This is a genomic window from Paenibacillus agaridevorans, from assembly GCF_018604145.1.
Taxonomy (GTDB): Bacteria; Bacillota; Bacilli; order Paenibacillales; family Paenibacillaceae; genus Pristimantibacillus; species Pristimantibacillus agaridevorans.
Map to the genome: position 1 here is coordinate 1,332,342 of NZ_CP075889.1, position 24,725 is coordinate 1,357,066.

The window sequence follows — 24,725 nt, forward strand, 5'->3', positions numbered from 1 at the left end:
CAGTGATAATGAAAAACAGGAAAAAAGTAATGAGTATGCTAAACATGTTTATTATTGGATTCATGGTAGTATCTCCAATGCGGTATGTAGAAGCATCAGAAGTAGAAAATACAGTTTTTATTAATGAAATCGAATCTAATGATACAGTGACAGATATAGATTGGATTGAAATAATGAATACTGGCAATGAAGATATAGATATCAGCGGATGGTTTGTTACAGATGATAAAGATTTAGAGCGAGTAGAAGAAAATAAGGAATGGCGTATAGCAGATGGTACTGTATTAAAAGCTGGCGAAATTTTTGTCGTTGGACATGATGTTGTGTTAAATAATCTGTCTTTGGGAAAAGATGATACCGTTTCTTTGTATGATAGTAGCAATACTTTATTGGATTCGTATACTTACTCAGGCCATGCAATTGGCACATATTCAAGGGTGCCAGACGGTACAGGAGAAATTGTCGATCTGAAACCAACCAAAGGCGAGTTAAATATTGTAGAAGAAGAAGAGTTGCCTAAACATAGATTACTAATAAATGAGATTAATTCTGCGCCGGATGATTGGGTAGAGTTTATTCATATAGGAACAGAAGAGATGGATCTTTCCGGCTATGAAATTCGTGACAATTCGAATGACCATCGTTGGAAATTTCCGGAAGGAACAACTCTGCAAGCAGGTGAATTGTTTGTAGTTGATGCAAATACGGATGGTCAAGTATATGATGATCAGACAGGTGTTTATGGTGCAGGCGAATTCCAAGCAGCAATTGGTATTGGTTCAGGAGATTCTATCCGATTATATGACGAAGAAGGGAATTTACTGGACGAATACTCATGGACCGTGCATGCTAGTTATGAAAATAACGATGCATTGGCGTCTTACGGAAGATATCCGGATGGGACTGGTTCGTTTGGATTAATGAAAGAAACTAAGGGACTAAACAACGAATGGTATAAACCTCAGATAGTAATCAATGAAGTAGAGTCCGACGGTGATGCTACTGATTGGGTTGAAATTTATAATGTAGGAACAACAGCCGTAGATCTATCCGGTTGGCATTTATATGATGATGATCCGGTAGGACATGCTGCAGATATAACACCCGTAGTAGAGGGAACAGTTCTTAATCCAGGCGGATTTTATGTTTTTGATCAAAATAAGGATTTTACATTTGGTTTAGGAAAGGCTGATAAAGTTACTATTTTTAATAAAGATGGTGTGTCCATTGCAGAATATTCGTGGGAAGCACATGCAAATGGTGTATACGCACGTATTCCGGATGGAACAGGAGAATTAAAAGAGTTTCCCACTTCGACTAAAGGAAGAGCAAATGTTGTAACAAATCCTGTTGCATTAAATGAAGTGCAGTCAAATGACTCGAATGGGGGACCTGATTGGATAGAACTTGCTAATCCAACAGGAGAAGTTTTAGATATTTCGGGAATCGTCATTAAAGACAATGATGATACGCATCAATATGTTATCCCTGAAGGCACAACCATTCCGGCATCTGGATTTTTGGTATTGTCAGAAGAAACATTTGGTTTTGGACTAGGAAAAAATGGTTCTGTACGTTTGTTTGAAAATGATAGGTTAATAGCCGGCACAACATGGGCAGATCATACAAATCCTACTTGGGGATTATATCCGGATGTTACTGGACGCGAGTATAGAAGTACAAAAGAAGCAACGCCTGGTGAAGCAAATAAATTTGAAGGTATCCCTGAAATGATTGCATGGCCAGGTAATGATGAAGTTGTCATTTTTGACACTAAAGAAACATTTTTAGAAGATTCTTCAGGTTTGGATTTCTTTAATGGCCAATTATATGCTGTTGATAACGGTACAGGTAAGTTCTGGATTTTAGACGTTTCAAAAGATGGAAAGTTGAGTTTTGCAAAAGGTTTTGAAAACGGCAAACGTGTTCGATTCCAAAAGGATGCAGACAATGCAAGCGCAGCTGGTCCGGATGCAGAAGGAATTACAGTAGATAAAGATGGTTTTGTTTATATTGCTTCTGAACGTGATAATAGTGTTAAAGGCGTTAACTTTAATATGATTTTGAAAGTTGATCCACGTAAAGAAGACAACGATTTGGTTGCATTACAGCAGTGGGATTTAACGGCTTCATTGCCACAGGTTTCTGCCAATATGGGTATTGAAGCTGTAGAATGGGTATCAAACGCAAATGTTGATGGTAAGCTTTATGACCAAAATACGAATACAGTTTTTGATGCAACGAAGTATCCAGATGCCATTTCAAACGGTGTGTTCTTTGTGGCATTAGAAGATAACGGTCATGTATACGCATATGTTTTGAATGAAAATGGAAGCTCTGTTCAAATTGCTGATATGGACGGAAAGATTGGCGGAGCAATGGCTCTTGACTACGATACTTATGAACATGTATTGTGGGTCGTTGCGGATGATGGATATGGTAACCGTGCAGCAAAAATAACACTCAATGGAGAGAGCGATCCAGAGGTTATTCACATCATGCCTGCAAGTGGTGTCGACATTAGTGCCAATAATGAAGGATTTGCAATTGCAGAGGCAAGTTACACCAAAGATGGTCAAAGACCGGTGTATCGATTTAAAGATGGAGATAAATTGGGCGCTTTATCTATAGGTTCCATTGCATCTGATTATAAAGAAAGTGACGGAAGTACTGGCGGCCCAGGAGGCGGCAACAATGGAGCAGTAACCCCAACACCGGACGCGCCAACAGTAGAACAGAACAGAATCAGCGTTACTTCCAAGTTAACACAAACTGCTGAAGGCAGCATAGCTACAGCAGCTCTGACAGAACAAGCATTAGCAGATGCAATTGCTTTCGCGGAAGCTGAGAACGGTACAGCATCCACTGTTGAAATCAATGTAGAAGCTGTTGCAAATGCCAAGACAGTTGAACTGTTGATTCCAAACAAATCTATTGGAGCATTAGCCGGAGCCAAAATAGAGGCACTTGTCATTTCATCGCCAATTGCAACCTTCACTATTGACGATATAGCTCTAAAAACAATTGCCGATGCGACTAAGGCCGATGTAAAGATATCAGCAACTGTTGTTGATTCGAGCACACTTTCAGTGTCCACAGTTACTAAAGAGCGGATTGCGGACAGACCGGTATTCGATTTTACAGTAACAAGCGGTGATGAGGAGATAGCTGATTTCAATGGCGGTTTAGTGAGCGTATCCGTTCCGTACTCCTTACAACAAGGCGAGAACCCAGACGCCATTGTAGTATACTATCTGGACAAGAACGGAAAGCTTGAACTTGTCCATGGAATATATGATGCTGAAGCTGGTACAGTAAAGATGACGGTTAACCACTTCTCCAGCTATGTGATTGGCTACAATAAAGTGGAGTTTGCGGATGTCTTAAGCACACAATGGTATGCAGATGCAGTAAACTTTGTAGCCGCTCGCCAGTTCTTTTATGGGGTAAGCGAGAATGAGTTTGCGCCGAATAAAGAGATGACAAGAGCTATGTTTGCTAAGGTTATTGCGAATATTGAGGGAGCAGACCTTTCTGGCTACAACACATCAGTATTTGTGGATGTAGATAAGGATGCTTGGTATGGCGCTGCAATTGCCTGGGCATCTGATAAAAAGATTGTGTCAGGTGTAGGGAATGAAAGATTTAATCCAGGTGCACCGATCACCCGCGAGCAAATGGCAGTGATGCTTCATAACTATATGGAGTTCAAGGGCATTAAATTAACAGGCACAAACAAGCCGGCCTTTGCAGATGCAAACGCAGTGAGCGATTGGGCGAAGGATGCAGTGACAACTATTCAAAGTTATGGCATTATAAGCGGAATTGGCGGAAACACCTTCGCGCCAAAGGCAACTGCAGACAGAGCGGCAGTGGCCACCGTATTCAAAAATTTAGTGACAGAGTTTATGAAGTAAATGAAATGGAAAATCTCCCTTTGGAATTAACCGAAGGGAGATTTTTTGTGATGCGCCCAGAATGGATCAGGCTCAGTGCGTCAAGCCTTTCATTATTCTTTCATAAGGGTTTGTTAAGATGGTTCTATACAATCGTAAATGGAAAGGTGGAAGAAGATGTTACAGGAAGAAGGTAACAAATGGAGAGGTTATATTCGTAAAGCCGGGATGATTGGACTCATGCTGTTGCTCATTTTGCCGCATATGCTAATGAACCCAGTATCGGAAGTTTTTGCGGATGAGGCGGATTACGATATTTTGGATGTTGGTGGAACGATAACGATCGTAAAGTATTTGGGAACGGATACGGATGTGAATATTCCGGAACAGATTCAGGGAAAAGATGTTACAGCGATTGCAGATCAGGCATTTATGGGATTAAAGTTGGATAAAGTAACGATTCCCGGGACTGTCACGACCATAGGAATGGGGGCATTTATGGGATGTGAATTGGACTCCGTTATTTTAAATGATGGATTAATGGCAATAGGTTTGATGGCATTTGCAGGAAATGAAATGGAGAATGTCGATATCCCTAGGACAGTGACTACAATTGCTGAGGGAGCGTTCAGTCAGGGAAGTCTGAAGACGGTAACATTAAAAGAAGGTTTGAAGACAATAAAAGATAAAGCATTTTGGGATAATGAAATACAAGCAGTGCATATTCCGGAAGGCGTGGAGGTAATTGGCGAGGAGGCATTTATTGATAACAAGCTGGAGGAAGCGACGCTGCCTGGTACAATTATTTCTATTGGAAAGAAGGCATTTTTAGGTGAAGATGGTAAAAATAATATTCGTACGTTAACCTTGCAAGAAGGATTAAGCTCAATAGGAGAAAGTGCCTTTAAAGATAACTTGCTGGAGTCGGTTCGCATTCCTGGCAGCGTGTCTGTAATTGAAAAAGAAGCGTTCATGGGAAATGTGCTGGAAGCGGTTATCTTAGACGAAGGCGTGGAGGAAATTGGCGAGCACGCTTTTGAACGGAATAAGCTGGAGGAAGTGGTGATCCCGGGTACTGTGAACCTTATCGCGACGAGTGCATTTTTTCAGAACGAGATTCATACATTAACGCTGCCAAATAGTGTGAGAACGATTGGCGATGCTTCATTTGCCTTTAATCCCTTAACAGAAGTAAAGGTATATAATGACGAACTGGAATTTGGGATGTTTCCTTTTTTTCAAGCTCCGCCTGCGACACCAGGGGATATAACGCTATTTGGTCATAGTGGATCGACAACAGAGCAATACGCGATAGCAATCGGCTACACCTTTCAAATGTTGGAGGAGAGCGGTTCAGCGGTTTGTGGAGAAAATACAGTTTTTGAATGCGTAGTTAATGATGATGATACTGTAACGATCACAGGGTACAAGGGAACTGATACAAGTATAGAAATCCCGAATACACTGGACGGGAGGACTGTTGCGACTATCGGGGATTACTCCTTTATTGAAAAGAATTTAGAGAGTGTGATTGTACCGGAATCTGTTAGGTCTATTGGTGAGGGTGCTTTTATGCAAAATCGGATCAAGGAATTTACAGTATTAAACAATGAGGTAATACTTAATCAAAATACTTTTCATGATTCGAACCCAACAAACCCTGAGGGAATAAAGATTTTTGGTTATTGTGGATCGACAGCAAATGAACTTGCGATTCATTGGGGGTATTCTTTCGAGCAGCTCGAAGCGGATGAATGTTTAATGATTACACTAGCCCCAAGCGAAACTGAACCGACGAATGAGGATGTAACGGTCTTGATTGATGTGGTAAGCGATATAGCGAATGTGGTGGAGTTGAAATGGGCAGAAGGAAGTAAAGACCTTGCCGATTTCCGGGCTGGAGATGGTGACGATGTGACGGACAATCGATTTATTGTTTCAGTTAATGGAACATACACCGTATATGTAAAAGATAAGACGGGGAATGAAAAAGTCGAGAGGATAGCGATCAACAATATTGATAAATCCCTACTAATCATTCATGTGCAAATAGGAGATGGGGAGACAATTACCCTTCACGCATATGGCAGCGACTCTATTCAGCAGCTGAAACAAAAAATTCAAGATGCTGCAGGGATTGCAACGGAAAAGCAAAAAATATCTTTTGGAGGCAATGCGTTAGAGGATGGTCGCACATTAGCAGACTATAATATTCTTAATCAAACTACACTGCAACTGGTCGTTTTATCAACTGATGCAAGTCCAGACCCGTTATGGGGAGTTTATATTCCTTCCAGTGACACAAGTTTGGACAGATTAGAAGCTATCGTCGATGGGGTAAATATATTGCCTTTTGATCGGGTCCAACTCGAATATGATTTGGGTAATACGGAAGCAGAAACCTTAGAAATTATCGTGGAGACGCATCATCCCAAGGCGAAGATCACTTTAGATGGCGAAGCGTTTGTAGATAAGAAAACATGGCTATTAAACGAAGGTAAAAACATGATCGATATCGTTATTTTCGCTGAAAACGGGGAAGAACAGGCCTATACCATTACAGTGAATCGATTGGAGAAGGTTCCATTCGCCGATATTGCAGGTCATTGGGCGGAAAGCTATATCAAGAAGACCTATTGGGAGAGATTGTTTTATGGTTATTCAGATCAATCATTCCGACCGGATGACCAGATAAGCCGTATGGAAGTAACAAGTCTCTTTGTACGATTATTGGAGTTGGATGAACCAAAGCAAGTGCCATTTACAGATGTCCAATCGATCGGGAAAGATGTAATGGAGGAACTTGAGAAGGCATATGCAATTGGTATGGTTAAAGGTTATCCAGACCAGACATTCAACCCCTTTGCCGATGTGTCACGTGCTCACCTTGCTTTAATTTTTTACCGTACCTATGAGGAGGTAAACGGAACACCATACGAACCGAGACAGTTGGCATATTTCTCGGATACCGCAGGATATGATCAAGAAACACAAAACGCCATTGCGATGCTTGTTGAAATAAAAATTGCAGAGGGGTCTGACGAAAACTTTAGTCCTGACGATCAAGCAACAAGGGCGCAGGCAGCCAAAATGTTTGTGAAATTTAAAGAGGTGTTAGGCCGTCTGGAAAATAAGTAGTTGCTGAATTAATCGCCAGACTCAAGTTCGAGGTTGCACTGAGTATCGTAAAAGAAAGAGCCCAAACCATTGCGGTTTAGGCTCTTTTTGGCTCTTTTTGGCTCTCCAACTGCCCAATGATTTTTTACCGCTCTACACAAGTTCTTCAAAAGTGTGGGGTATATTTATTTAACTAGGGACTAGGAGAAAGTTGAATCAAGAGGGGATTTGAAAAGTGCATATGTTTCAATCGAGTGCTAATTCTGTTAAACGCAAGTGGTCGTTCCTCGTCGTACTTATTGCCATTTTTTTAACCGGATGTTCCATGCAAGGGAAGGAGAGCGAGCCTGTTATTCTAACTCACATTCACGGTTTAGGCTATACTTCCGACGGACAAAACATTTATATTCCGGCTCATGACGGATTGAGAAAGTTTTCTCAGGGAAAATGGGGTGAAGTTTCCGGATACAAACATGATTACATGGGTTTCTCGATGGTCGATGGCGGATTTTACAGCAGCGGGCATCCGTCCTTGGATTCGGATTTAAAAAATCCGCTTGGTATCGTTAAGAGTGCAGACAGTGGGAAAAGCTTGGAGCATCTAGATTTATACGGGCAGATTGACTTCCACTTGTTAAGCGCTTCGTATACGGGCCAAACGATTTATGCATTCAACCCGGAACCGAATGCAAGGCTGAAAACGGTCGGCATCTATTATACACTGGATGAGGCGAAAAATTGGCAGCAAAGTGAAATGATTGGCATAACGGAGGAAGTGGTTGCCATGTCCGCCCATCCGTATGAGGATGCGATTGTGGCGGTGGGGACGGAGAAGGCGTTATATGTGTCCACGGATTATGGCAACCGTTTTGAAAAATTAGCGGATATCCCAGTGACAGCCGTCGCGTATAGTTTGGAAGGCCAATTGTACGTCGGAGGTTATCAAGACAAAGGCGTTATGTTCAAGATGGGGGCTGAAAATACGCTTAATGAATTAAAGCTTCCTGAATTAATCAACGATGCGCCATCCTATATTGCCATCAATCCCGTTGATGAACAGGAGCTGGTGTTTACGACAGTTAATAAAGATGTTTACTTCTCCGACGATCAAGGGGTTACATGGATAAAGATAGCCAATCAAGGTGAAGCTTTGGATCGTTAAAAAGAGCAGTTGGACAACATCCAACTGCTCTTTGCATTAATGATTATGATGAGCATGCGCATCGGGCAGACTTGCTTTAATGGTGCATAAAAGGTTGTCCTCATGCGTGTGATTTTCCGATTCCACTTGCAAGGTTACGTGGCGAATGTCTTTATGCTCCAGCATATGTTCGACTTTGTGCAATAAGGCTTCCGTTTCGTACACCGTCTTATTCCCATCCACTACAATATGGGCAGTCAGAGCATGCATATTGCTCGTAATCGACCAAATATGCAAATCATGTACACCTTTGACGCCGTCGACCTCCCGTATGGCTTGCGCGATGTCTTCTACCTTCATATTGCGCGGAGTTCCTTCCATTAATACATGCAAGGACGACTTGCTCACGATATAGCCGCTGCGGAGTACGAGTACGGCAACGATGACGCTGGCCAACGGGTCGGCCCAGCCCCAGCCAAAGAACATCATGAGCAGAGCGGCCGCAATGGCGCCTACCGAACCCAGCATGTCGCTGATCACGTGCAAGAAAGCGCCGCGCATGTTCAAATTATGCTCCGTATCGCCGCCGCGCATCATAATCCAGGCAACCAGAATGTTGATCAGCAGCCCGATGGTACTGATGATAAGCATGCCAACCGTAGCGACTTCCGGCGGATTGGCAAAACGTTCGATCGCTTCATAAAAGATGTAAAGGGAAACGCCGATCAGAGTCAGTCCATTGAGCGTGGCAGCCAGTATTTCGAAACGTCTGTATCCGTATGTTTTTCCAGTGCTGACCGCTTTTTCGCCGAATTTGAAGGCGAGTAAGGCAATCGCTAATGCCAAAGAGTCCGAAAGCATATGGCCCGCATCCGATAACAAGGCCAAGCTGTTGGTCATAAATCCGCCCACGGCTTCGATGACCATATACGCCGTAATGATAATAAATGAAATCAATAAAATCTTTTTGTTGTTGTTGGTTTGCCCATGGTCATGGCCATGATCGTGGTGATGTCCCGCCATTAAAATCCCTCCATCATTAATATATGAACACTTGCTCATATGTTGTGTTGGTATTATTATAAGTGTATCAAAAATTACATGTCAAGAAAAATGTTAACTGAAAAACGTTAAATTGCTATTGCCAAGAATAAGCTCGTCAATCAAGGGGAATGTAAAAGAGACAAAAAAAGAGTTGACGTTTATAGGGTACGGGGGTATACTAAGTTTACGAAAGCGACAGTTTCCTATTTGAAAATAACCACTATCAATACTTGAAGGGACGGATGAAAATATGAAAAACATAACATTGAATGTACAAGGTATGAGCTGCCAGCATTGCGTGAACTCCATTGAAGGCGCGCTGAAAGAAATCGGCGCAAGCGGAAAAGTGAATTTAAAGGGCGAGTCGGTCGATGTGTCGTTCGACGAACAGAAGGTTTCTCTGGATCAAATCAAGGAAGTTATTGAAGAACAGGGCTATGACGTGGCCTGAGCTAAACGAAAAAGGAGTGAACATAGTGGAAACGACAGCAACGAAGGCGAAACAGTCGTCATTTCAAATAACGGGCATGACCTGCGCCGCCTGCGCCAACAGGATTGAAAAGGGGCTTAATAAATTAGATGGCGTGGCCATTGCAAATGTCAACTTTGCACTGGAAAAAGCAAATGTCACCTACGATCCGAATAAAGTGGACGTAAAAAACCTGGAGGATACGATCAAGAAGCTCGGATACGGAACGGTGACGGAAGTGGCACAATTTAATCTGGAAGGCATGACCTGCGCCGCCTGCGCCAACAAAATTGAAAAAGGGCTTGGCAAGCTGCCAGGCGTAACCAGCGCTACCGTAAACTTTGCAATGGAAACGGCCCGCGTCGAATATTCGGCTGGTGAAATCACGATCGAAGAGATGCAGGAGAAAGTTAAGAAGCTGGGCTACAAAGCACTCGTCAAACAGGAAAACCGGAATTCGGCTGACCATCGCGTCCGCGAGATTCGCCAGCAGAAGCTGAAATTGCTCATCTCGGCCATTCTCTCTTTTCCGCTATTGTGGACGATGGTAGGTCACTTCTCCTTTACGTCATGGATTTACATGCCGGATTTCCTGATGAATCCTTGGGTTCAGCTCTTGTTGGCTACACCGGTACAGTTTTATATCGGGAAGCAGTTTTATGTCGGCGCGTATAAGGCGCTGCGAAATCGCAGCGCAAACATGGATGTTCTAATTGCACTTGGAACATCGGCCGCGTATTTTTACAGCCTGTATCTCACGATTGACTGGTTCGCCGCCGGGGATCAGATGCATCATGGTCCTGCGCTTTATTACGAAACCAGCGCGGTGCTGATTACACTGGTTATTATGGGGAAATTGTTCGAGTCGCTGGCAAAGGGACGTACTTCGGAAGCAATCAAGTCGCTCATGGGGCTGCAAGCCAAAACGGCTTTGGTCGTTCGGGATGGCCAGGAAATAACGATCCCGGTGGAAGACGTTATCGTAGGGGATGTCGTGCTGGTTCGCCCTGGCGATAAAGTGCCGGTGGACGGTCAAGTGCTGGAAGGCGTTTCATCGGTGGATGAATCCATGCTGACAGGCGAAAGCTTGCCGGTCGAAAAGAAGGCTGGCGATTCCGTTATCGGGGCTACCATCAACAAAAACGGCATCCTGCGCATCAAAGCGACCAAAGTCGGCAAAGAAACGGCTCTTGCGCAAATCATTAAAGTCGTAGAAGAAGCGCAAGGCTCCAAAGCGCAGATTCAGCGGGTAGCCGATGTCATCTCTGGCATATTCGTTCCGATTGTCGTAGGGATTGCCATTGTAATGTTCCTGGTATGGTACTTTTTCATTACGCCAGGCGATTTTGCCCACGCACTAGAAATTGCCATTGCGATTCTTGTTATTGCTTGCCCTTGTGCTCTCGGTTTGGCAACGCCGACTTCGATTATGGCCGGTTCCGGCCGCTCGGCTGAGATGGGCATTCTGTTTAAGGGCGGCGAGCATCTGGAGCAGACGCACAAGATCAATACGATCATTCTGGACAAAACCGGCACCGTTACAAAAGGCAAGCCGGAGCTGACCGATGTGATCACGAAAGACAACGAAGCGGAGTTTCTTCGACTTGTCGGCGCGGCCGAAAAAAATTCGGAGCATCCACTGGCAGAAGCGATAGTGGCCGGTATTGTGGCCAAACAAATAGAGCTGCCGGGAACCGAATCGTTCGAAGCTATTCCAGGCTACGGCATTAAAGCCGTGGTAGATGGCCGGGAGCTGCTTGTCGGCACACGCCGCTTAATGGAGAAATACGATGTGGACGCTAAGGCTGCCTATGAGCCGATGTCCCGTCTGGAGGAAGCAGGCAAAACCGCCATGCTGGTTGCCATCGATAATCGTTACGCCGGTATGGTCGCGGTAGCCGATACGATCAAGGAAACGTCGAAAGCGGCGGTGAGCCGTCTGAAGCAAATGGGCATCGAGGTCATCATGATTACAGGCGACAACGAACGGACCGCCAAAGCGATTGCAGCTCAAGTCGGCATTGACCAAGTCCGGGCTGAGGTACTTCCAGAAGGCAAGGCCGAGGAAGTTAAGAAATTGCAGGCCCAAGGCAAAAAAGTGGCGATGGTTGGCGATGGCATCAATGATGCGCCAGCGCTGGCGACAGCGGACATCGGCATGGCCATTGGCACCGGGACGGATGTGGCGATGGAAGCAGCGGATGTGACTCTGATGCGCGGCGATCTGTCGAGCATTCCCGATGCGATCTATTTGAGCCGCAAGACAATGGCCAATATCAAACAAAACCTGTTCTGGGCACTGGGCTATAACACGCTCGGCATCCCGATTGCCGCGATTGGCTTGTTGGCCCCATGGGTGGCAGGCGCAGCGATGGCGTTAAGTTCGGTATCGGTTGTCCTTAATGCGCTTCGCTTGCAGCGTGTGAAAGCACGCCACTAATCAGGAAGTCAGAATGGAGAAGAGCCTAAAATGAAAAAAAGAATGATGCTCATTTTATCCGGAGTGTTGACTATTGGATTGCTGACCGCTTGCGGTACGCCAAAGGAGAGTGCCGATGGGCACGGCGGCTCCCATCAAAACGGAGCCGCAAACCCAGCCATAAACAGTAACGGCTCTGGAGCGCACGATGGTCACGATACAGAGGAACATTCGGCAGACAACTATAAAGCTTCCTTTTCGTTTGCATCAGGAACGGCTAAAGCATCCGAGAACACAAAGCTGAACGTTCAGGTGACTGACAGCAACGACCAAACCGTCGAGGATTTTGAAATGAACCATGAAAAACTGATGCACATCATCATCGTAAATAAGGACCTTTCTTACTTCAACCACATTCATCCCGAGTGGGACGGAAAGGGGACGTTTACGGTAGACACCTCATTTCCGAACGGAGGAGAGTACAAAGTTTTTGCGGATTTTGTTCCAAAGGGCGGATCCGGCACAACGCTTAGCGAGTGGGTAACGGTAGACGGAGAAACCAAACCGCAGGAAAGCGTCACAGCGGATGCGGAGCTGGTAAAAGTTGTTGATGGCAAAGAAGTCACACTGGCCCTTGGCAGCACAAAAGCAAAAGCTGAAGCCAAGCTGTCGTTTACCGTCAAGGACGATAAAACGAAAGAAGGCATCAGCAATCTGGAGCAATACCTCGGCGCTGTCGGACACGTCGTCATTCTTTCGGAGGATGCGGAGCAATACCTCCATGTGCACCCTGTTGACGAAAAAGCATCCGGGCCGGAAGCGGAATTTATGACGGCTTTCCCGAATCCCGGTACGTATAAAATTTGGGGACAATTCCAGCATGAAGGCAAAGTATTTACGGTCCCTTATGTCGTGGAAATTCAATAAAACAAGGGGCGAATGGGAATGGGAGAGATCGTAAAAATTGCAATCAGCCCCGCTCTGCAGCTTGGCGGCAGCCTGTTTACATCCAAACAGCTCGGCATCATCGGTGATCTGCTAGGACCGGATGCCAAATTGGAAATGACGCCCTTTAAACAGTTGTATGCGGATGTGCCGGTAGAGAAGCGCGATAGGATCCAAGCCGAACTGGAGCAAAGCGGACTGGAAGTCTACCCGGCTGGTTTTGTCACCAAAAGCCTGATCGCCTGCAATTTTTGCAAGGGCGCGGAAGAAGCCGGGTTGGCGGTAGCCCAAGCCTTAAACGGAGCGATTGCCGGCATTCCGACACCGATGCCGCTTAAAATCGGATATGCCGGCTGTGCGTTAGGGACAAGCGAGCCGCTCATTAAAGACATTAGCGTGATTAAAATGCGAGATACGTTCGATCTATACGTTGGCGGCGAATCCAAAGGACTAAAAACCACGTTTGCCAAGCGGCTGCATTCCGGATTAAAAGAAGAACGATTGATTCCTGCGGTTATGGCCATCATTGACTTCTATAAGGAACATGCCAAAAGCAAAGAGAAATTCAGCAAGTTTGTGGATCGCGTGACGTTGGAGCAGCTGCAACAAATTACGGCATCCACGTAATATGGCCGTCGAAGGCCACCTAATAAGGAGGAACGCAGATGGATGAAACAGTAAAAATCTATACGATTCCGACATGCAGTGATTGCAACTTTGCCAAACGTTATTTTAAGGAAAACGATATTCCGTATGCGGATTATAACTGCGAAGAAGACACAAAATATCCAGAGGAAGTTTGGAATCTTACCGGGAAGCAGATCGTGCCGACGATTGTTATTGGCGACAAAGTGTTTGTCGGCTTTGCGGAAAACCTGAATGAAATAAGCGGCTTGCTGCAAAAATCGTAATGTGCCATGGGGTAGCTTTACTTTGGATGGGGGAGCATGATAAGGTAAGAATAATAAGGAGGGGGTACACATCGATCACCATGTACAAGAGGATGCCTCGTGCAGCCATCAATCGTCTACCGAGCGAAAAAGCCATCATTCCGATAAAACGAAACAAAATTTAATTAGCCGACTCAACCGAATCGAAGGGCAGGTCCGTGGAGTCAAAGGGATGATCGAAAGGGATGTGTATTGTGATGATATCCTTCATCAAATCTCCTCGATTCAATCCGCCCTCAATGGAGTTGGCAAGCAGTTGTTGGAAGACCATCTAAAGAGCTGCGTGGTGGAGCGCATCGAAGAAGGCGATCGTGACGTATTGGATGAGTTGTTGACCACCGTCGCCAAATTAATGAAATAAAAAAGGGGGAGGCGATCGTGGCCCTCCCCATTTCTGAGAATCATCGCACCTTGTCACTGGCAAGGTGCTTTTTACATTGGATGGTCCAATAAACCGTCAATTGGCTGGTTACATCTCAGCCAATCCCGCTTACGATAGATTCACAAGACATTTTAACTCAACCAATAAGGGGGAATCGTTCCATGTTAGTAACGAGCAGCTTTATTATTCTAAGTGCCGCATTCGTAGGGGCACCGTTGGTTCTATATTTCGCAGGTGTCCATATTATCCGAGAAGATGATCGGCAAGTTGCGGCAGCGATCGGCAAGGAGGAGATCCAGTCATGAATGTTCCTACGAGCATTTGGATTGCTTCGGCGATTATTATAATCGTGTTGTCCTGGATGACCTTTTGGATTACGAACAAAGCCTACTCCAGAAGATGGGATGAAATCGAAGTTGACAAAAAGGATGAACTGCAATAGTCGCGCCCCACGGCAGACACCCAATGTCCGGCTTAGATCAAGCTCCGTAGAGCCCGGGCGAAACCGGCAACGCCCGGAGCAATTTCTTCTTCCTTTGGCCTGGCGAACGTAAATCGCGCATAACCCTTGTCCGAACCGTAGACGCTCCCGGGGACGAACACGGTTCCGGCGGCTATGGACTCTTCCAGCAGCTTGCCTTCCGGGACCTCGGGAAGCAGCTTGCACCAGAGATGCAAGCCCCCGCTCGGAGCTTCGAATTCTACCAGGCCGCGTAGTTCTTTGTCCATGGCTTCGATGAGCAGATCTCTTTTAAATTGAAGCGATGTCCGAAGTCGGTCCAGATGGGGGGCGAAATGCTCCGAGCGCAAGAACTGTCCCGCCACCAGCTGAGGCAGAATGCTTAGGCCGAAATCCATCTGCTGTCTGGCGTCCGCCAGACGTTCGACGATGGTATGGGGGGCGACCATCCAACCGACCCGCAAGCCGGAAGCGGCGATCTTGGAAAAAGAGCCGATATAGAGGACGGTGCCCGTCTGGTCTATGGACTTAAGCGGACTCGGCGGCATATCGCCGTATGAGGTCAGGCTAAACGGATCGTCCTCGATAATGGGGAGTCCAAGTTCGCCAGCCACCTCCAGCACCCGCTTTCGTCGTTCGTCGCTCAGTACCGTGCCCGTAGGATTCTGGTAATTGGGATTGAGAAATACAGCCTTAATCCGATGTTTCCGGTATAATTCCAGTATATCTTCGGGATTGACGCCGCCCTCGTCCACCGGCAGTCGAAATAGCCGGAGCCCCGCCGATTGGAACAAAGGCAGCGAATAACAATAGGACGGATCTTCTATCGCAACGGCTTCGCCCGGAGACAAAAGACATTGCGTGATGAGATATAGGGATTGCTGCGAACCCGATGTTATCAGAATCGAAGATTCCGTTGTCCGAATGCCGCGGTGCCTCAGCAAATATTCCGCAACGGCCTGACGAAGAGGGAGCGAACCTTGCGGGTTGTCGTAGCCCAGATAGGCTGTATAATCATGCTCCTTCAATAAAGTCGCGATCTCCTCGGTCGGGGCAAGATCTCCGGCCAACTCGCCGCTAGCCATATCGATCAGCCCCGGCCGTTCGGCTAATGCTTCCCGAATGCGTCTCATGAAAGGCAGATTAGGCAAAAATTGCCCTCCCTCGGCGTACCGGCTCCAGTTAGGCGTATGCCTCGGTGCAGCGCCCCATTTCATCATGCTGACCCGCGTACCCCTCCCAACGTGGCTCTCGACGATTCCCATCGCGCGAAGCTCCCCGAATGCTGCAATGACGGTGCTTCGGTTGACCTGAAGCTGTACCGCCAACTTCCGTTCGGAAGGAAGAACGCTGCCTGGAGGGAAATCGCCATAAGCGATTCGCCGCTCCAGATAATCGGCAATTTGTACGTAGAGCGGGCGGGCGTCATCTCGATCGGGCTTCCACATATCAGAGCCTCCTTCGAATCTATTATGCCCGGATAATCCGGTAGTAGGACCTGTCTGAGTATTATCATATCATGATCGGGCACCTTTAATCGGACCCGCAATCGTAATCTTGGAATAATTTTGTGAACGCGGACGGTGTTAATTATGGCAAGGATAAAAGGAGGAGCGGCGACAAGGGCGCAATGGCTGTTGACCGGCTGCGTGTCCGCTCTGCTGGCATGTACAGGAGGCGCCATCATGATCGTGCAAGCCGCAGGGGCGGCAGGACTCGGCAAGGCCGAGCTTATATCCTGGTTCACCTCGGCCTACGTTGCAGGCGGTTTCTTGAACATTTTGTTAACCTTGCGTTACAAAATACCGTTTGCCGGAGCGCATTCCATCACGGCTACTGCCTTTCTGGGAACGGCGGCTGTTGGCATGTCTTATCCGCAGCTGGCAGGCGCGTATGTAATGTCAGGACTGCTTCTGATGCTTCTCGGTGTCACAGGCTGGTTTGGAAAGTTTTTGTCGCTGCTTCCAAAGCCATTAATTGATGCATTGTTAGCCGGGCTTTTGTTAACGTACGTCGCTGCAATGGTCCCGGCGACCGTGGAGTTGCCGATTGCCGGTTTGTTAGCGGGAGCCGGCTACTTTTTTGGACCTCGTTTGATCAAGTCGCTGCCACCCGCTTTGTGGGCCTTATTGCTTGGGGGAGCGGGAGTATGGCTGCAAAACGGTCTGCCTGATCTGCCGTCATCGACCTACATCGCTCCCTTTATCGTCGTGCCTGTTTTTTCATGGGATGGACTGTTGTCGCTTGCTTTTCCGCTTGCCTTGTTGATCTTGACCAATGATCTTGCGGTAGCCAGCACCTCGCTTCGAAGTCATGATTTTCGGCCTCCGGTCAATCGCATGATTACAGGATCGGGAGTCGCCAGCGTCGTCGCGGGCATGTTTGGCGGAAGCTCGGCGAATGTAGGGGGCTTGATGAGTGCTCTATGCAGCAGCCCGGAGTCCGGAGCGCATGGCGAGCGGTATAAGGCCGCGCTAGTCTCAAGCTTGATCGTTGTTGGATTCGGCGCCGCAGCTTGGAAGGTTGTTGATGTCATTGGGGCCTTGCCGGAAGCGTTTGTCGTTATTTTGACGGGCTTTTCTTTGCTGGGGTTGTTTATAAGAGGCGTAAAGAACGCTTTTGTGGACAAAGAGCAGCGGATTCCTGCCTTCATCACCTTCGTGATTGCCGTGCTCCATGTCCATGTTCTGGGGATTGCTACGCCGGTATGGGCATTGCTTGGCGGGTTGGCCGCGATGTGGGTGATAAAGAAAATGAGGACCAGGGCACATATCCATATGAAATGACGTAGGAGCGCGAATCCCTTATTCGCGCTCCTTAAACGTTATGGGTATCGTGATATATTCCGCGCCCATCACGTCGTATCCATTTTTGTTGTAGCCGCCAATGCTGATGCCGATAGGGAAGGAATCGGGAATCGGCATATCGGGAACCGATACCATCTCGATCAGCACGGAGCCTTTGCCGCCGCGGGTGGAGTGATGACCGCGATCTCTGCCAATTTCGATAAACGTTTTGTACTCCTGCTCGGTATCTGTGGAAATCCAGGTTGCCGGCCAACCGGCAATCTCATCAAGCGTTCCATCCTCGGGGTAGCTGCTGGTCAATTGTTTGACGGTAAGATGACCCGGCATGCTGAATGAAACGCCGCCCCAGTCCTCGGGATCGATCTCGAGCTGCGATACAATTCGGATAATGCAGCTGCCATCATCGGCAACTTCTACGAAGACCGTGCCCGAGGCAAATGAATGCAAACCGACAGATTCAGCTGCGACTGCAAAAGGATGAATTTCGATGATACCCTGATTGGCTATGGCGTGAGATGCGGTGCTTGTTCCTTTAAAAAGGTTGGAGTAGAAAAAGTAGTATGCCGCTACAGCTAGAAGAATCATCGCAACTAACATTAATCTTTTTCGTCTATTCATGCAAATACCGGTTGATCTCGTCGACAATGACGTCGGGATCGGTGAAGTTGATCATATGACCGGAATGTGGAGCCTCAACCCAGCGACCATTATCCAGCGACTGAACGGTACGCTGATGGGCTGCAATAATGGCCGGCCTCATCTTGCGCTCGGCACGGGCGATTAAGGTTCCGGAGATCACGCTGACCGGCAGCGGTCCGAGCGTCGGCGGTTCCGTTCGCATTCGTGCTAAATCGTCGATAAAGGTGAGCGATTCCGCGTTGGACGTGCGCGCGGCCTGCACCGTAAAGTCTTCGCGAAGATGATCCTCCACGACGTCGGAAGGCTGCACTTGGCCTAGCTTACCGTTGGTCAGCTTGTATAATCCTATGCGGGCCATAAAAGGCAAAATGGCCCGCATGACGGCGAACGACTTGGCCGTAGATGGAGCGAAATAAATGCCGCAATTCTCGTCGGACGGATCGACAAGAACCAGCGCCCGAATACGCGAAGGGTCGCTTGCGGCGACGGTACGAATGACGGGGCCGCCCCAGCTGTGGCCGACGAGAATGAAAGGGCCCGGTCCGAGATGATCCAGCAAACTGCCGAGATCGCCCGCCAGCCGTGCTAATGTTCTCGGCTCGCGATCTTGCTGGCTCCTTCCCGCGCCAGCACGGTCGTAGACGACCGCTTGGGTCTGTTCGCCGATTAGGGGCTGTACGAGACCCCATTGCGAGCGCGAGCATCCCATACCGGATTCGAAGACGACGGTGGGGGAGCCTGTTCCTTTGCTCATGTAATGAAGCTTGCGGCCGTCTTGTAATGTAACGTAAGAGCTGGTGCCATAAGTATGGGACTGCGACATCATGTATGGATCCTCCAGTCATGGGATGAAAACGGTTATCGCAGGGTTAGTGTAGCAGATGCGCCAAATTCGGGCAAGAGAGGCGGCGACTTTTAAAGAAAAAACGCCAAAGCCGAATGGATCGGTTTGACGTTTGGGTAAGCACTTTAACTATGAACGCATGCTGCCGTCAGGATTCGGTCATGGTGCCGCCATTGACATGCAGCACTTGTCCCGTCACGTAGGACGAATCGTCCGAGGCTACTTGTCATATAAGTGCCTGGTTGGTGAGAACAGCGGCAGAGATTCTCTTAGAGGTGATGTCTGTTAGAGACTCAACAATAAAACTTATTTATCCAACTCCGGGAAACACCAGGCGTAGGACTGAAAGTAGCCGCTGTTGGCATTGATGTGACTCGCGACGGGGCGATGCGGAGCAACGAATCTCTCGTAGGCGGGATCCCCATATAAATGTGTTAAGCCCTCGTACATGTCGAGCGGCCAAGTATGGGCTGACAGCGGCTTGGGCACATTTTGATCCTTCTCGAAAGGCCACTCATCCGCGCGGTCGTCTATGTAATAAAGCAAAGTATCGAGCGCTTTTTTTAGACTTTTGCCAGAGGGGGAAACCCAGCGGAATAAATCCTCGCCGGTCTCTTCCAGCACGATTTTGGCGGCCGCCGTCAGCGGGGCAAGAGAGAAGTAATGATACCACATGCCGTTAGTTCCACGTACCGTCTCCTCCGGGATGAAGCCCGACAAGTCCAGCGATTCGTCGATATGCGTCTTGAGGTGGATGGTTTCCGACTGTATCGCATCGCTGTCATTGATAAAACGATAAGCGCATAACTGGGCGTACAAGCTCCAGCTCCACCAATTATTGCGTCCGGGGATCCCGTCCCAGGCTGGCAGACAGACGGTTGTAATCCATTGGATGAAACGATCTCTGCGCTCTGCGCTCCAGCCCTCGTAATGATGGATTCGCTGGGCTGCCAAAATGAGGCCGGTGCCAAGATAAGCCGATACGAGCGGGCCGTCGTTGTCGGCAAAACCTACATTGACGGATGACCAGCCGTCGATTAGCTCGGCTGCCTTGTCCGCGTAGACGGATTCTCCGGTCAATCGGTAAGCCGTTGCCGTCGCAAAGGCGGATTGGGCATCCGCTTCCATGAGCCGTTTGGCGGTTTGATGGCCTTCCTTGTCGTAGTAGAAACCTGGAATATGCCAGATTGCAACGGCGTGGCTGGATACGGAAAGACTTTCGTTCGCAAGCTCGATCAGCCTTTCTGCCGCGGTAGTATTAGCCTTCATCGCAATGTCATCCTTTCGGAGAGCCCCAAGGGATCGTCTTTATGTGAATCATAACGACTTTATTATAGTTCGAAGCGCTAATCTCCGGTTGCGATAAACTATCGTTGCATTGCGGTTATGGAAGCGGATGTATTCCGATTAACGATGATCGCGATACGTATTCGGCTTCGTCGCCGAACGCAGCGCCTTTAGCTCCGCATCGTTTAATGGTCGGCAGGCTGCCGCGGAGACGTTGAGGCGAAGCTGTTGGACGCTGCTGGCGCCTGTCAGTGCGACAGCGACAGAGGGAGCGGAGAGAGCATAACGAATCGCGGTTTGCCCCAGCGTTCTTGCTTCGTTGGTCAGTCCGAGCAGCGTTTCGCGAACCCCGGCCAATTCCTCCGGCGAATAGTCCAGATAGCCGCGCTCCGCCTTCGTGCTGCCATTGTCCGTGAGAATGCCGCTTGCAAGCGGGCCGCGCGCGATCAAGCTGATTCCGCTGTCCGCGAGCAGCGGCAGCGTCGTTTCCTCCGGACGGCGATCCAGCAGGCTGTACTGGCTCATCAAGCTGACTATGCCGGAACGCGACGCATATTCTCTTATGACGTTAGGTCGTATGGATGAGATGCCATAATGGCGAATAAGGCCCGCTTGCTTCAGCTCCTCGAACGCTTCGATCGTTTCGCCGATGGGATCGTCGATGGTCCCGCCATGAAGCTGATACAGATCGATATAGTCTGTGCCAAGCCTTCTCAAACTGTCTTTGACCGCCGAGAGGATGTAGGCTTTGGATGCATCCCAGGTCCAGCCGTCCTTGCCGGGAACCCGGCGATTGCCGACTTTTGTTCCAATAATGACTTCCGAACGGCGGTTCTTGATCGCCTTTCCGACAATCTCTTCGTTTCTTCCGGAATCGTAGAGGTCGGCCGTGTCCAGGAAGTTGATGCCGAGCTCGACCGCTTCGTCTATAATAGCCGTTGCCTGCTTCTCGTCCGTTCCGAGAGACATGCAGCCAAGTCCGATCTCGCTAACCAGCAGGTCCGATGACCCAAGTCGATTCTGTTTCATTGTTATCGTCCTCCTTGAGAGTTTGTTTTCGCATGAAATACCTCGGTCGACATGGTCATCCGCTCCACGATTTGCTCCGCCATGTATAACGGAGTGAAAGGGGAGTCCTCTATAAGTATCGTAGAAGGAAGGGGGCAATGCAACATCCGGTATACAAGTTCGTCCGATTAGTACATTAACGTACAACTCGCCGGAACTGCGGTGATTGCGTTTACGTAAAACGAAAGAAGACATCGAACCCTAATATTCAAGGATCGATGTCTTCTTTATAATTCTGCGGCAACAAACCGTCAATGCTTAATAAGGTGATTCAAAATCGCGCGAAGCTCGCCGTCGTGCGCGACGTCCTCGTGCTCTTGACCTTTGAGCTCAATCTTCGTTATGTCCAGCTTATACGGCTTGTCGCCGCCCAGCGAATGGAAGATCAATTCACGTTCGTTCTCCAGTTCAACCGTATAGCCGAGCTGCTTGAACGAGTGTATAAAGTCGGAGATATCCGGCGTCTTGCCGTCGGGAACCATCGCGACGGTACGGTATTCTTTGGTTTGCCCATCCTGAATGAACTTAAAGTAAAACAAACATTCGCGCATGCGAAACCATCCTTTCCATCCTGTCCTGTTATCTAGGTATATATCTACTCTAGACCACTATAACACAAATTGCTGTGACGCATATCACAGGAGAATGAAATCCGCTTTAATTGGCCTCATCGTTGCCGCCGGCAAGCCGTTTGTCCGTCGAGTGTCGCTGGCGGTATTGCCCGGGCGTCAGTCCCGTTCGCGTTTTGAATATTTTATTGAAATAGCTGACATTGGCATATCCGATCTCTCCGCAAATCTCTTCGATGGAGTGCTGTTGGCTCTCCAATAGCTCCGTAGCTCGTTTGATTCGAAGCTGGATCAGATAATCCCCGACGGTCATCCCCGTCGCTTCCTTAAAGACGCGGCTGAGATAGGAGGAGCTTCGCTGCACGTGTTCGGCCACTGTATCCACGGATATATTATTGTTATAATTGGCATCCATATATTTGGTGGCAAGCTGAAGCGTGATATCCGTCATGCGGGAGCGCTTCTCCTTATGATAATCGATAATGCGTTGACACATTTCAAGCAGGCATGCTTCCATATCCGGGAGCGTTTCCGAACGGGCGAGCGCATCCGCATAAGCGGGCCGCTCTCCAAATACGGCCGCCATATCGCCCCGCGTCTGGATCAACGTCTTGACAAGCTCGCCGCTTAGTTGAAAATATAATTGCTGAATGTTCGACTTGCTCAGCTTCTTGTCGATCGCGGTGCGGGTAATCTGGCGAATCGCTTCGAAGCTGGCTTCCTTGTCCGTCTGAAGCAGTGACTGCTGCAGCTTTGCCTCCAACTCGTAAGGATAATAGTAGACTTCGTCCTTCGTCTTCCAATCCCCGACAATACTGTAAGGCAACACTTCGCCCTTGCCGATGTACATCTTTAGATGCAGCGCCTCCAATGTCTCCTCGTACGCGACTCTAGCCTCAGATTCGCCGGAGTATACTCGGCTGACGCCGATGGATACCGTTACGCCGAAGCTTTCTTGCAACGAGCGCTTTAGCTTGTTCGCTTGTTCCACCGGATAAGTATCTCCGTCAGACGGAACGGACAACAGAATGACCGTGCGCTTATCGTCTCTGGCGAATATTTCGCCGTCGAGACTGGATGCAAGCTCTTCCATCATGCCATAACGGAACAGGTGGAACTGGAAGTGGGCGTCAGGTCCGCTCAAATGAGGCGTTTCTTCCAGCTCCAGCGTCAATACGGCGAAACGTCGCCAGTCCAGCCGGAGCCCAAGCAGCGCGGCAGCCTCGTCCGCCCCTCCTCCTTGAAGCAAATCGTTTAAATATTTCTCCTTAATAGCGGTCCGATTGTCCGTGAGCAGCGTATCGACTTGACGCTTCTCGGTCATGAGCGTCTCCCAGCTCCGAACCATCTGGTCGAACCGATGGCGGATGAAGCCGGCCTCATCGCGAGTATTTTGTTGACCGAAGCTCGCGAGCTGCTTCGAATCGGGCTCCGCGCTTCCAATATAGGAGATGACGCTTTGCAGAGGACGGTACAGACGTCGCGACATGTAGTAGGAAAGGGCGATTGCGGCCGTCAGGTAGACGATGGAGACAAAAAAGACGATGATTTTTATTCGATTCATGCCGTGCAGCAGGGCCGACCGCTCGGTCATATCGACAAAGCGCCAGCCGGTCAGCTCCGAAGTCGTATACGAGACGATTCGGTCCGATTCTTTGTCGATATAGGAGTCGCTGCCACTTGTCAATTGGGTCAGGTCGATGCTGCGCAGCAGCGATTCTCCCTCATCGCGATCCGCATCCGAATACAAAAGCTCGGAGTTCGGTCCCAGGACGAGCGTCGTGCCTTTTTTGTTATGGTAATGGCTCAAATAGTCGTCGAATAGCAGATCCAGCTTCAGATTGACGACGATTGCCCCGTTTACAGGGCCGATTAGCGGCATCTTCTGCAGCAAGCTGGAAGCGGGACTCTCGGCGTTAAAGCCGTTTTCGCGGCCCGTCAGCCAAAGCGTTCGGTTTGCCGTAGGCTGCTTCCAATAATCAAACCAGGAACGATCCGCGAACGTGTCGATCGGCGATGTTTTGATCTCGTTACGCGAAGTAAGGACCAGGCTGATCGGATCGTAATAAAGATAAACGGAATCTACGTAAGGACTCATCGATTTCTGCTGTACGACAAAGCTGGACAGATCGATTAGCGATCCGACCGTCAGTTGATTATTCGTTTTTGTCTGATACAGATAGGACTGGGTTGCGATCATACCGGCTGCAGCGTATTTGATGGCGGTCAATTCCTTATGAATCAACTGCTGCTGCTGCGCCAGGATGGAGCTGTTGTAGGAGATGGCATTCTGCACGTTGTTGTCGGCGGATATATGGTAGGTCACCGTGGAGATAAGCACGACAGTGACGACCGCTATGGCGGTCAATGACAGCAGCAGCTTGACGAACATCGTATGATGTCTGAGAGACACGTTCTTAAGCATCTTGAATGGCCCCCTTATCTATATGTTTGCGCTTTCAAATATCTCTGGGTTTGAACACTATAATGTGTGTTCAAAAAGTTCGCTTTTCAGCACCGAGAAGATTGAATGAAAGTAGAAACTGAGGAGCGGAGCGTAGTGGAGGCTACGTGAGCACCGGAAGTTTCGCTTGCGTTCAATATTCGATGTCGAATACACTGCTTGGGATGCTTCGTGATCAAAAGCGGACTTTTTGAACAACCATTAATAGAGGGATTATATCACAG

General features: G+C 48.3%; 20 protein-coding genes. 12 read left to right on the forward strand and 8 right to left on the reverse strand.

Translation table 11 applies throughout. The features are described 5' to 3' along the window. Positions 1–8: 8 nt before the first annotated feature. The 3 genes from KJW29_RS05130 (at position 9) to KJW29_RS05140 (ending at position 8,175) form a co-directional block, all read left to right on the forward strand. Positions 9–3,917 carry a lamin tail domain-containing protein gene (locus KJW29_RS05130; protein ID WP_214629000.1) on the forward strand — a complete coding sequence of 1,303 codons (3,909 nt, stop codon included), beginning with the start codon at positions 9–11 and terminating at the stop codon, positions 3,915–3,917. Positions 3,918–4,073: 156 nt separating this feature from the next. Beyond that, positions 4,074–7,034 (forward strand): leucine-rich repeat protein, encoded by a 2,961-nt coding sequence (locus tag KJW29_RS05135; protein ID WP_214629001.1) that lies wholly within the window; start codon positions 4,074–4,076, stop codon positions 7,032–7,034. A gap of 220 nt (positions 7,035–7,254) precedes the next feature. After that, on the forward strand, positions 7,255–8,175 hold the full coding sequence (locus KJW29_RS05140; RefSeq protein WP_343222826.1) for a F510_1955 family glycosylhydrolase: 921 nt from the start codon (positions 7,255–7,257) through the stop codon (positions 8,173–8,175). Between the two features lie 36 nt (positions 8,176–8,211). On the opposite strand, the gene KJW29_RS05145 is transcribed toward KJW29_RS05140, so the two are convergent. Beyond that, complete coding sequence (locus KJW29_RS05145) at positions 8,212–9,177, reverse strand: cation diffusion facilitator family transporter (protein ID WP_187105103.1); 966 nt, start codon at positions 9,175–9,177, stop codon at positions 8,212–8,214. Positions 9,178–9,448: 271 nt separating this feature from the next. On the opposite strand from KJW29_RS05145, the gene KJW29_RS05150 reads away from it, so the two are divergent. The 8 genes from KJW29_RS05150 to KJW29_RS05185 all read left to right on the forward strand — a co-directional run bounded on the left by KJW29_RS05150 (position 9,449) and on the right by KJW29_RS05185 (position 14,805). Beyond that, the gene (locus KJW29_RS05150) at positions 9,449–9,649 is read left to right on the forward strand and encodes a copper ion binding protein (protein WP_214629003.1); all 201 of its coding nucleotides are present in this window, start codon (positions 9,449–9,451) and stop codon (positions 9,647–9,649) included. A gap of 25 nt (positions 9,650–9,674) precedes the next feature. Next, the gene (locus KJW29_RS05155) at positions 9,675–12,107 is read left to right on the forward strand and encodes a heavy metal translocating P-type ATPase (RefSeq protein WP_425517489.1); all 2,433 of its coding nucleotides are present in this window, start codon (positions 9,675–9,677) and stop codon (positions 12,105–12,107) included. 30 nt (positions 12,108–12,137) lie between these two features. Then, the gene (locus tag KJW29_RS05160) at positions 12,138–13,013 is read left to right on the forward strand and encodes a DUF8832 domain-containing protein (protein ID WP_214629005.1); all 876 of its coding nucleotides are present in this window, start codon (positions 12,138–12,140) and stop codon (positions 13,011–13,013) included. Positions 13,014–13,031: 18 nt separating this feature from the next. Beyond that, complete coding sequence (locus KJW29_RS05165; protein ID WP_214629006.1) at positions 13,032–13,658, forward strand: NAD(P)/FAD-dependent oxidoreductase; 627 nt, start codon at positions 13,032–13,034, stop codon at positions 13,656–13,658. Between the two features lie 38 nt (positions 13,659–13,696). Beyond that, positions 13,697–13,942, forward strand: a complete 246-nt coding sequence (locus KJW29_RS05170; RefSeq protein WP_214629007.1) for a glutaredoxin family protein — start codon at positions 13,697–13,699, stop codon at positions 13,940–13,942. Positions 13,943–14,012: 70 nt separating this feature from the next. Then, positions 14,013–14,342, forward strand: coding sequence for a metal-sensitive transcriptional regulator (locus tag KJW29_RS05175; protein ID WP_179215608.1), 330 nt, complete (start codon positions 14,013–14,015; stop codon positions 14,340–14,342). A gap of 182 nt (positions 14,343–14,524) precedes the next feature. Then, positions 14,525–14,668, forward strand: a complete 144-nt coding sequence (locus KJW29_RS05180) for a hypothetical protein (protein ID WP_214629008.1) — start codon at positions 14,525–14,527, stop codon at positions 14,666–14,668. Next, a complete protein-coding gene (locus tag KJW29_RS05185; RefSeq protein ID WP_187105109.1) occupies positions 14,665–14,805 on the forward strand; it encodes a hypothetical protein in 141 nt (46 codons plus the stop codon). The genes KJW29_RS05180 and KJW29_RS05185 overlap by 4 nt, the downstream gene beginning before the upstream one ends. 32 nt (positions 14,806–14,837) lie before the next feature. On the opposite strand, the gene pdxR is transcribed toward KJW29_RS05185, so the two are convergent. Then, positions 14,838–16,271, reverse strand: coding sequence for a MocR-like pyridoxine biosynthesis transcription factor PdxR (gene pdxR / locus KJW29_RS05190; protein ID WP_214629009.1), 1,434 nt, complete (start codon positions 16,269–16,271; stop codon positions 14,838–14,840). 144 nt (positions 16,272–16,415) lie between these two features. Here pdxR and KJW29_RS05195 point away from each other — a divergent pair, with 144 nt between their 5' ends. Continuing rightward, positions 16,416–17,609: a benzoate/H(+) symporter BenE family transporter gene (locus tag KJW29_RS05195; protein ID WP_214629010.1), complete on the forward strand. Its 1,194-nt coding sequence runs from the start codon at positions 16,416–16,418 to the stop codon at positions 17,607–17,609. Between the two features lie 18 nt (positions 17,610–17,627). On the opposite strand, the gene KJW29_RS05200 is transcribed toward KJW29_RS05195, so the two are convergent. From KJW29_RS05200 to KJW29_RS05225, 6 genes are all read right to left on the reverse strand, one after another. Continuing rightward, positions 17,628–18,248, reverse strand: coding sequence for a hypothetical protein (locus KJW29_RS05200; protein ID WP_214629011.1), 621 nt, complete (start codon positions 18,246–18,248; stop codon positions 17,628–17,630). Then, positions 18,241–19,095, reverse strand: a complete 855-nt coding sequence (locus KJW29_RS05205; protein WP_214629012.1) for an alpha/beta fold hydrolase — start codon at positions 19,093–19,095, stop codon at positions 18,241–18,243. The genes KJW29_RS05200 and KJW29_RS05205 overlap by 8 nt, the downstream gene beginning before the upstream one ends. A gap of 324 nt (positions 19,096–19,419) precedes the next feature. Then, the gene (locus KJW29_RS05210; RefSeq protein ID WP_214629013.1) at positions 19,420–20,382 is read right to left on the reverse strand and encodes an alginate lyase family protein; all 963 of its coding nucleotides are present in this window, start codon (positions 20,380–20,382) and stop codon (positions 19,420–19,422) included. A gap of 138 nt (positions 20,383–20,520) precedes the next feature. After that, positions 20,521–21,429 carry an aldo/keto reductase gene (locus tag KJW29_RS05215; protein ID WP_214629014.1) on the reverse strand — a complete coding sequence of 303 codons (909 nt, stop codon included), beginning with the start codon at positions 21,427–21,429 and terminating at the stop codon, positions 20,521–20,523. 290 nt (positions 21,430–21,719) lie between these two features. Continuing rightward, positions 21,720–22,019 (reverse strand): hypothetical protein, encoded by a 300-nt coding sequence (locus KJW29_RS05220; RefSeq protein ID WP_087568749.1) that lies wholly within the window; start codon positions 22,017–22,019, stop codon positions 21,720–21,722. A gap of 106 nt (positions 22,020–22,125) precedes the next feature. After that, on the reverse strand, positions 22,126–24,462 hold the full coding sequence (locus KJW29_RS05225; protein WP_214629015.1) for a helix-turn-helix domain-containing protein: 2,337 nt from the start codon (positions 24,460–24,462) through the stop codon (positions 22,126–22,128). Between the last annotated feature and the right edge of the window lie 263 nt (positions 24,463–24,725).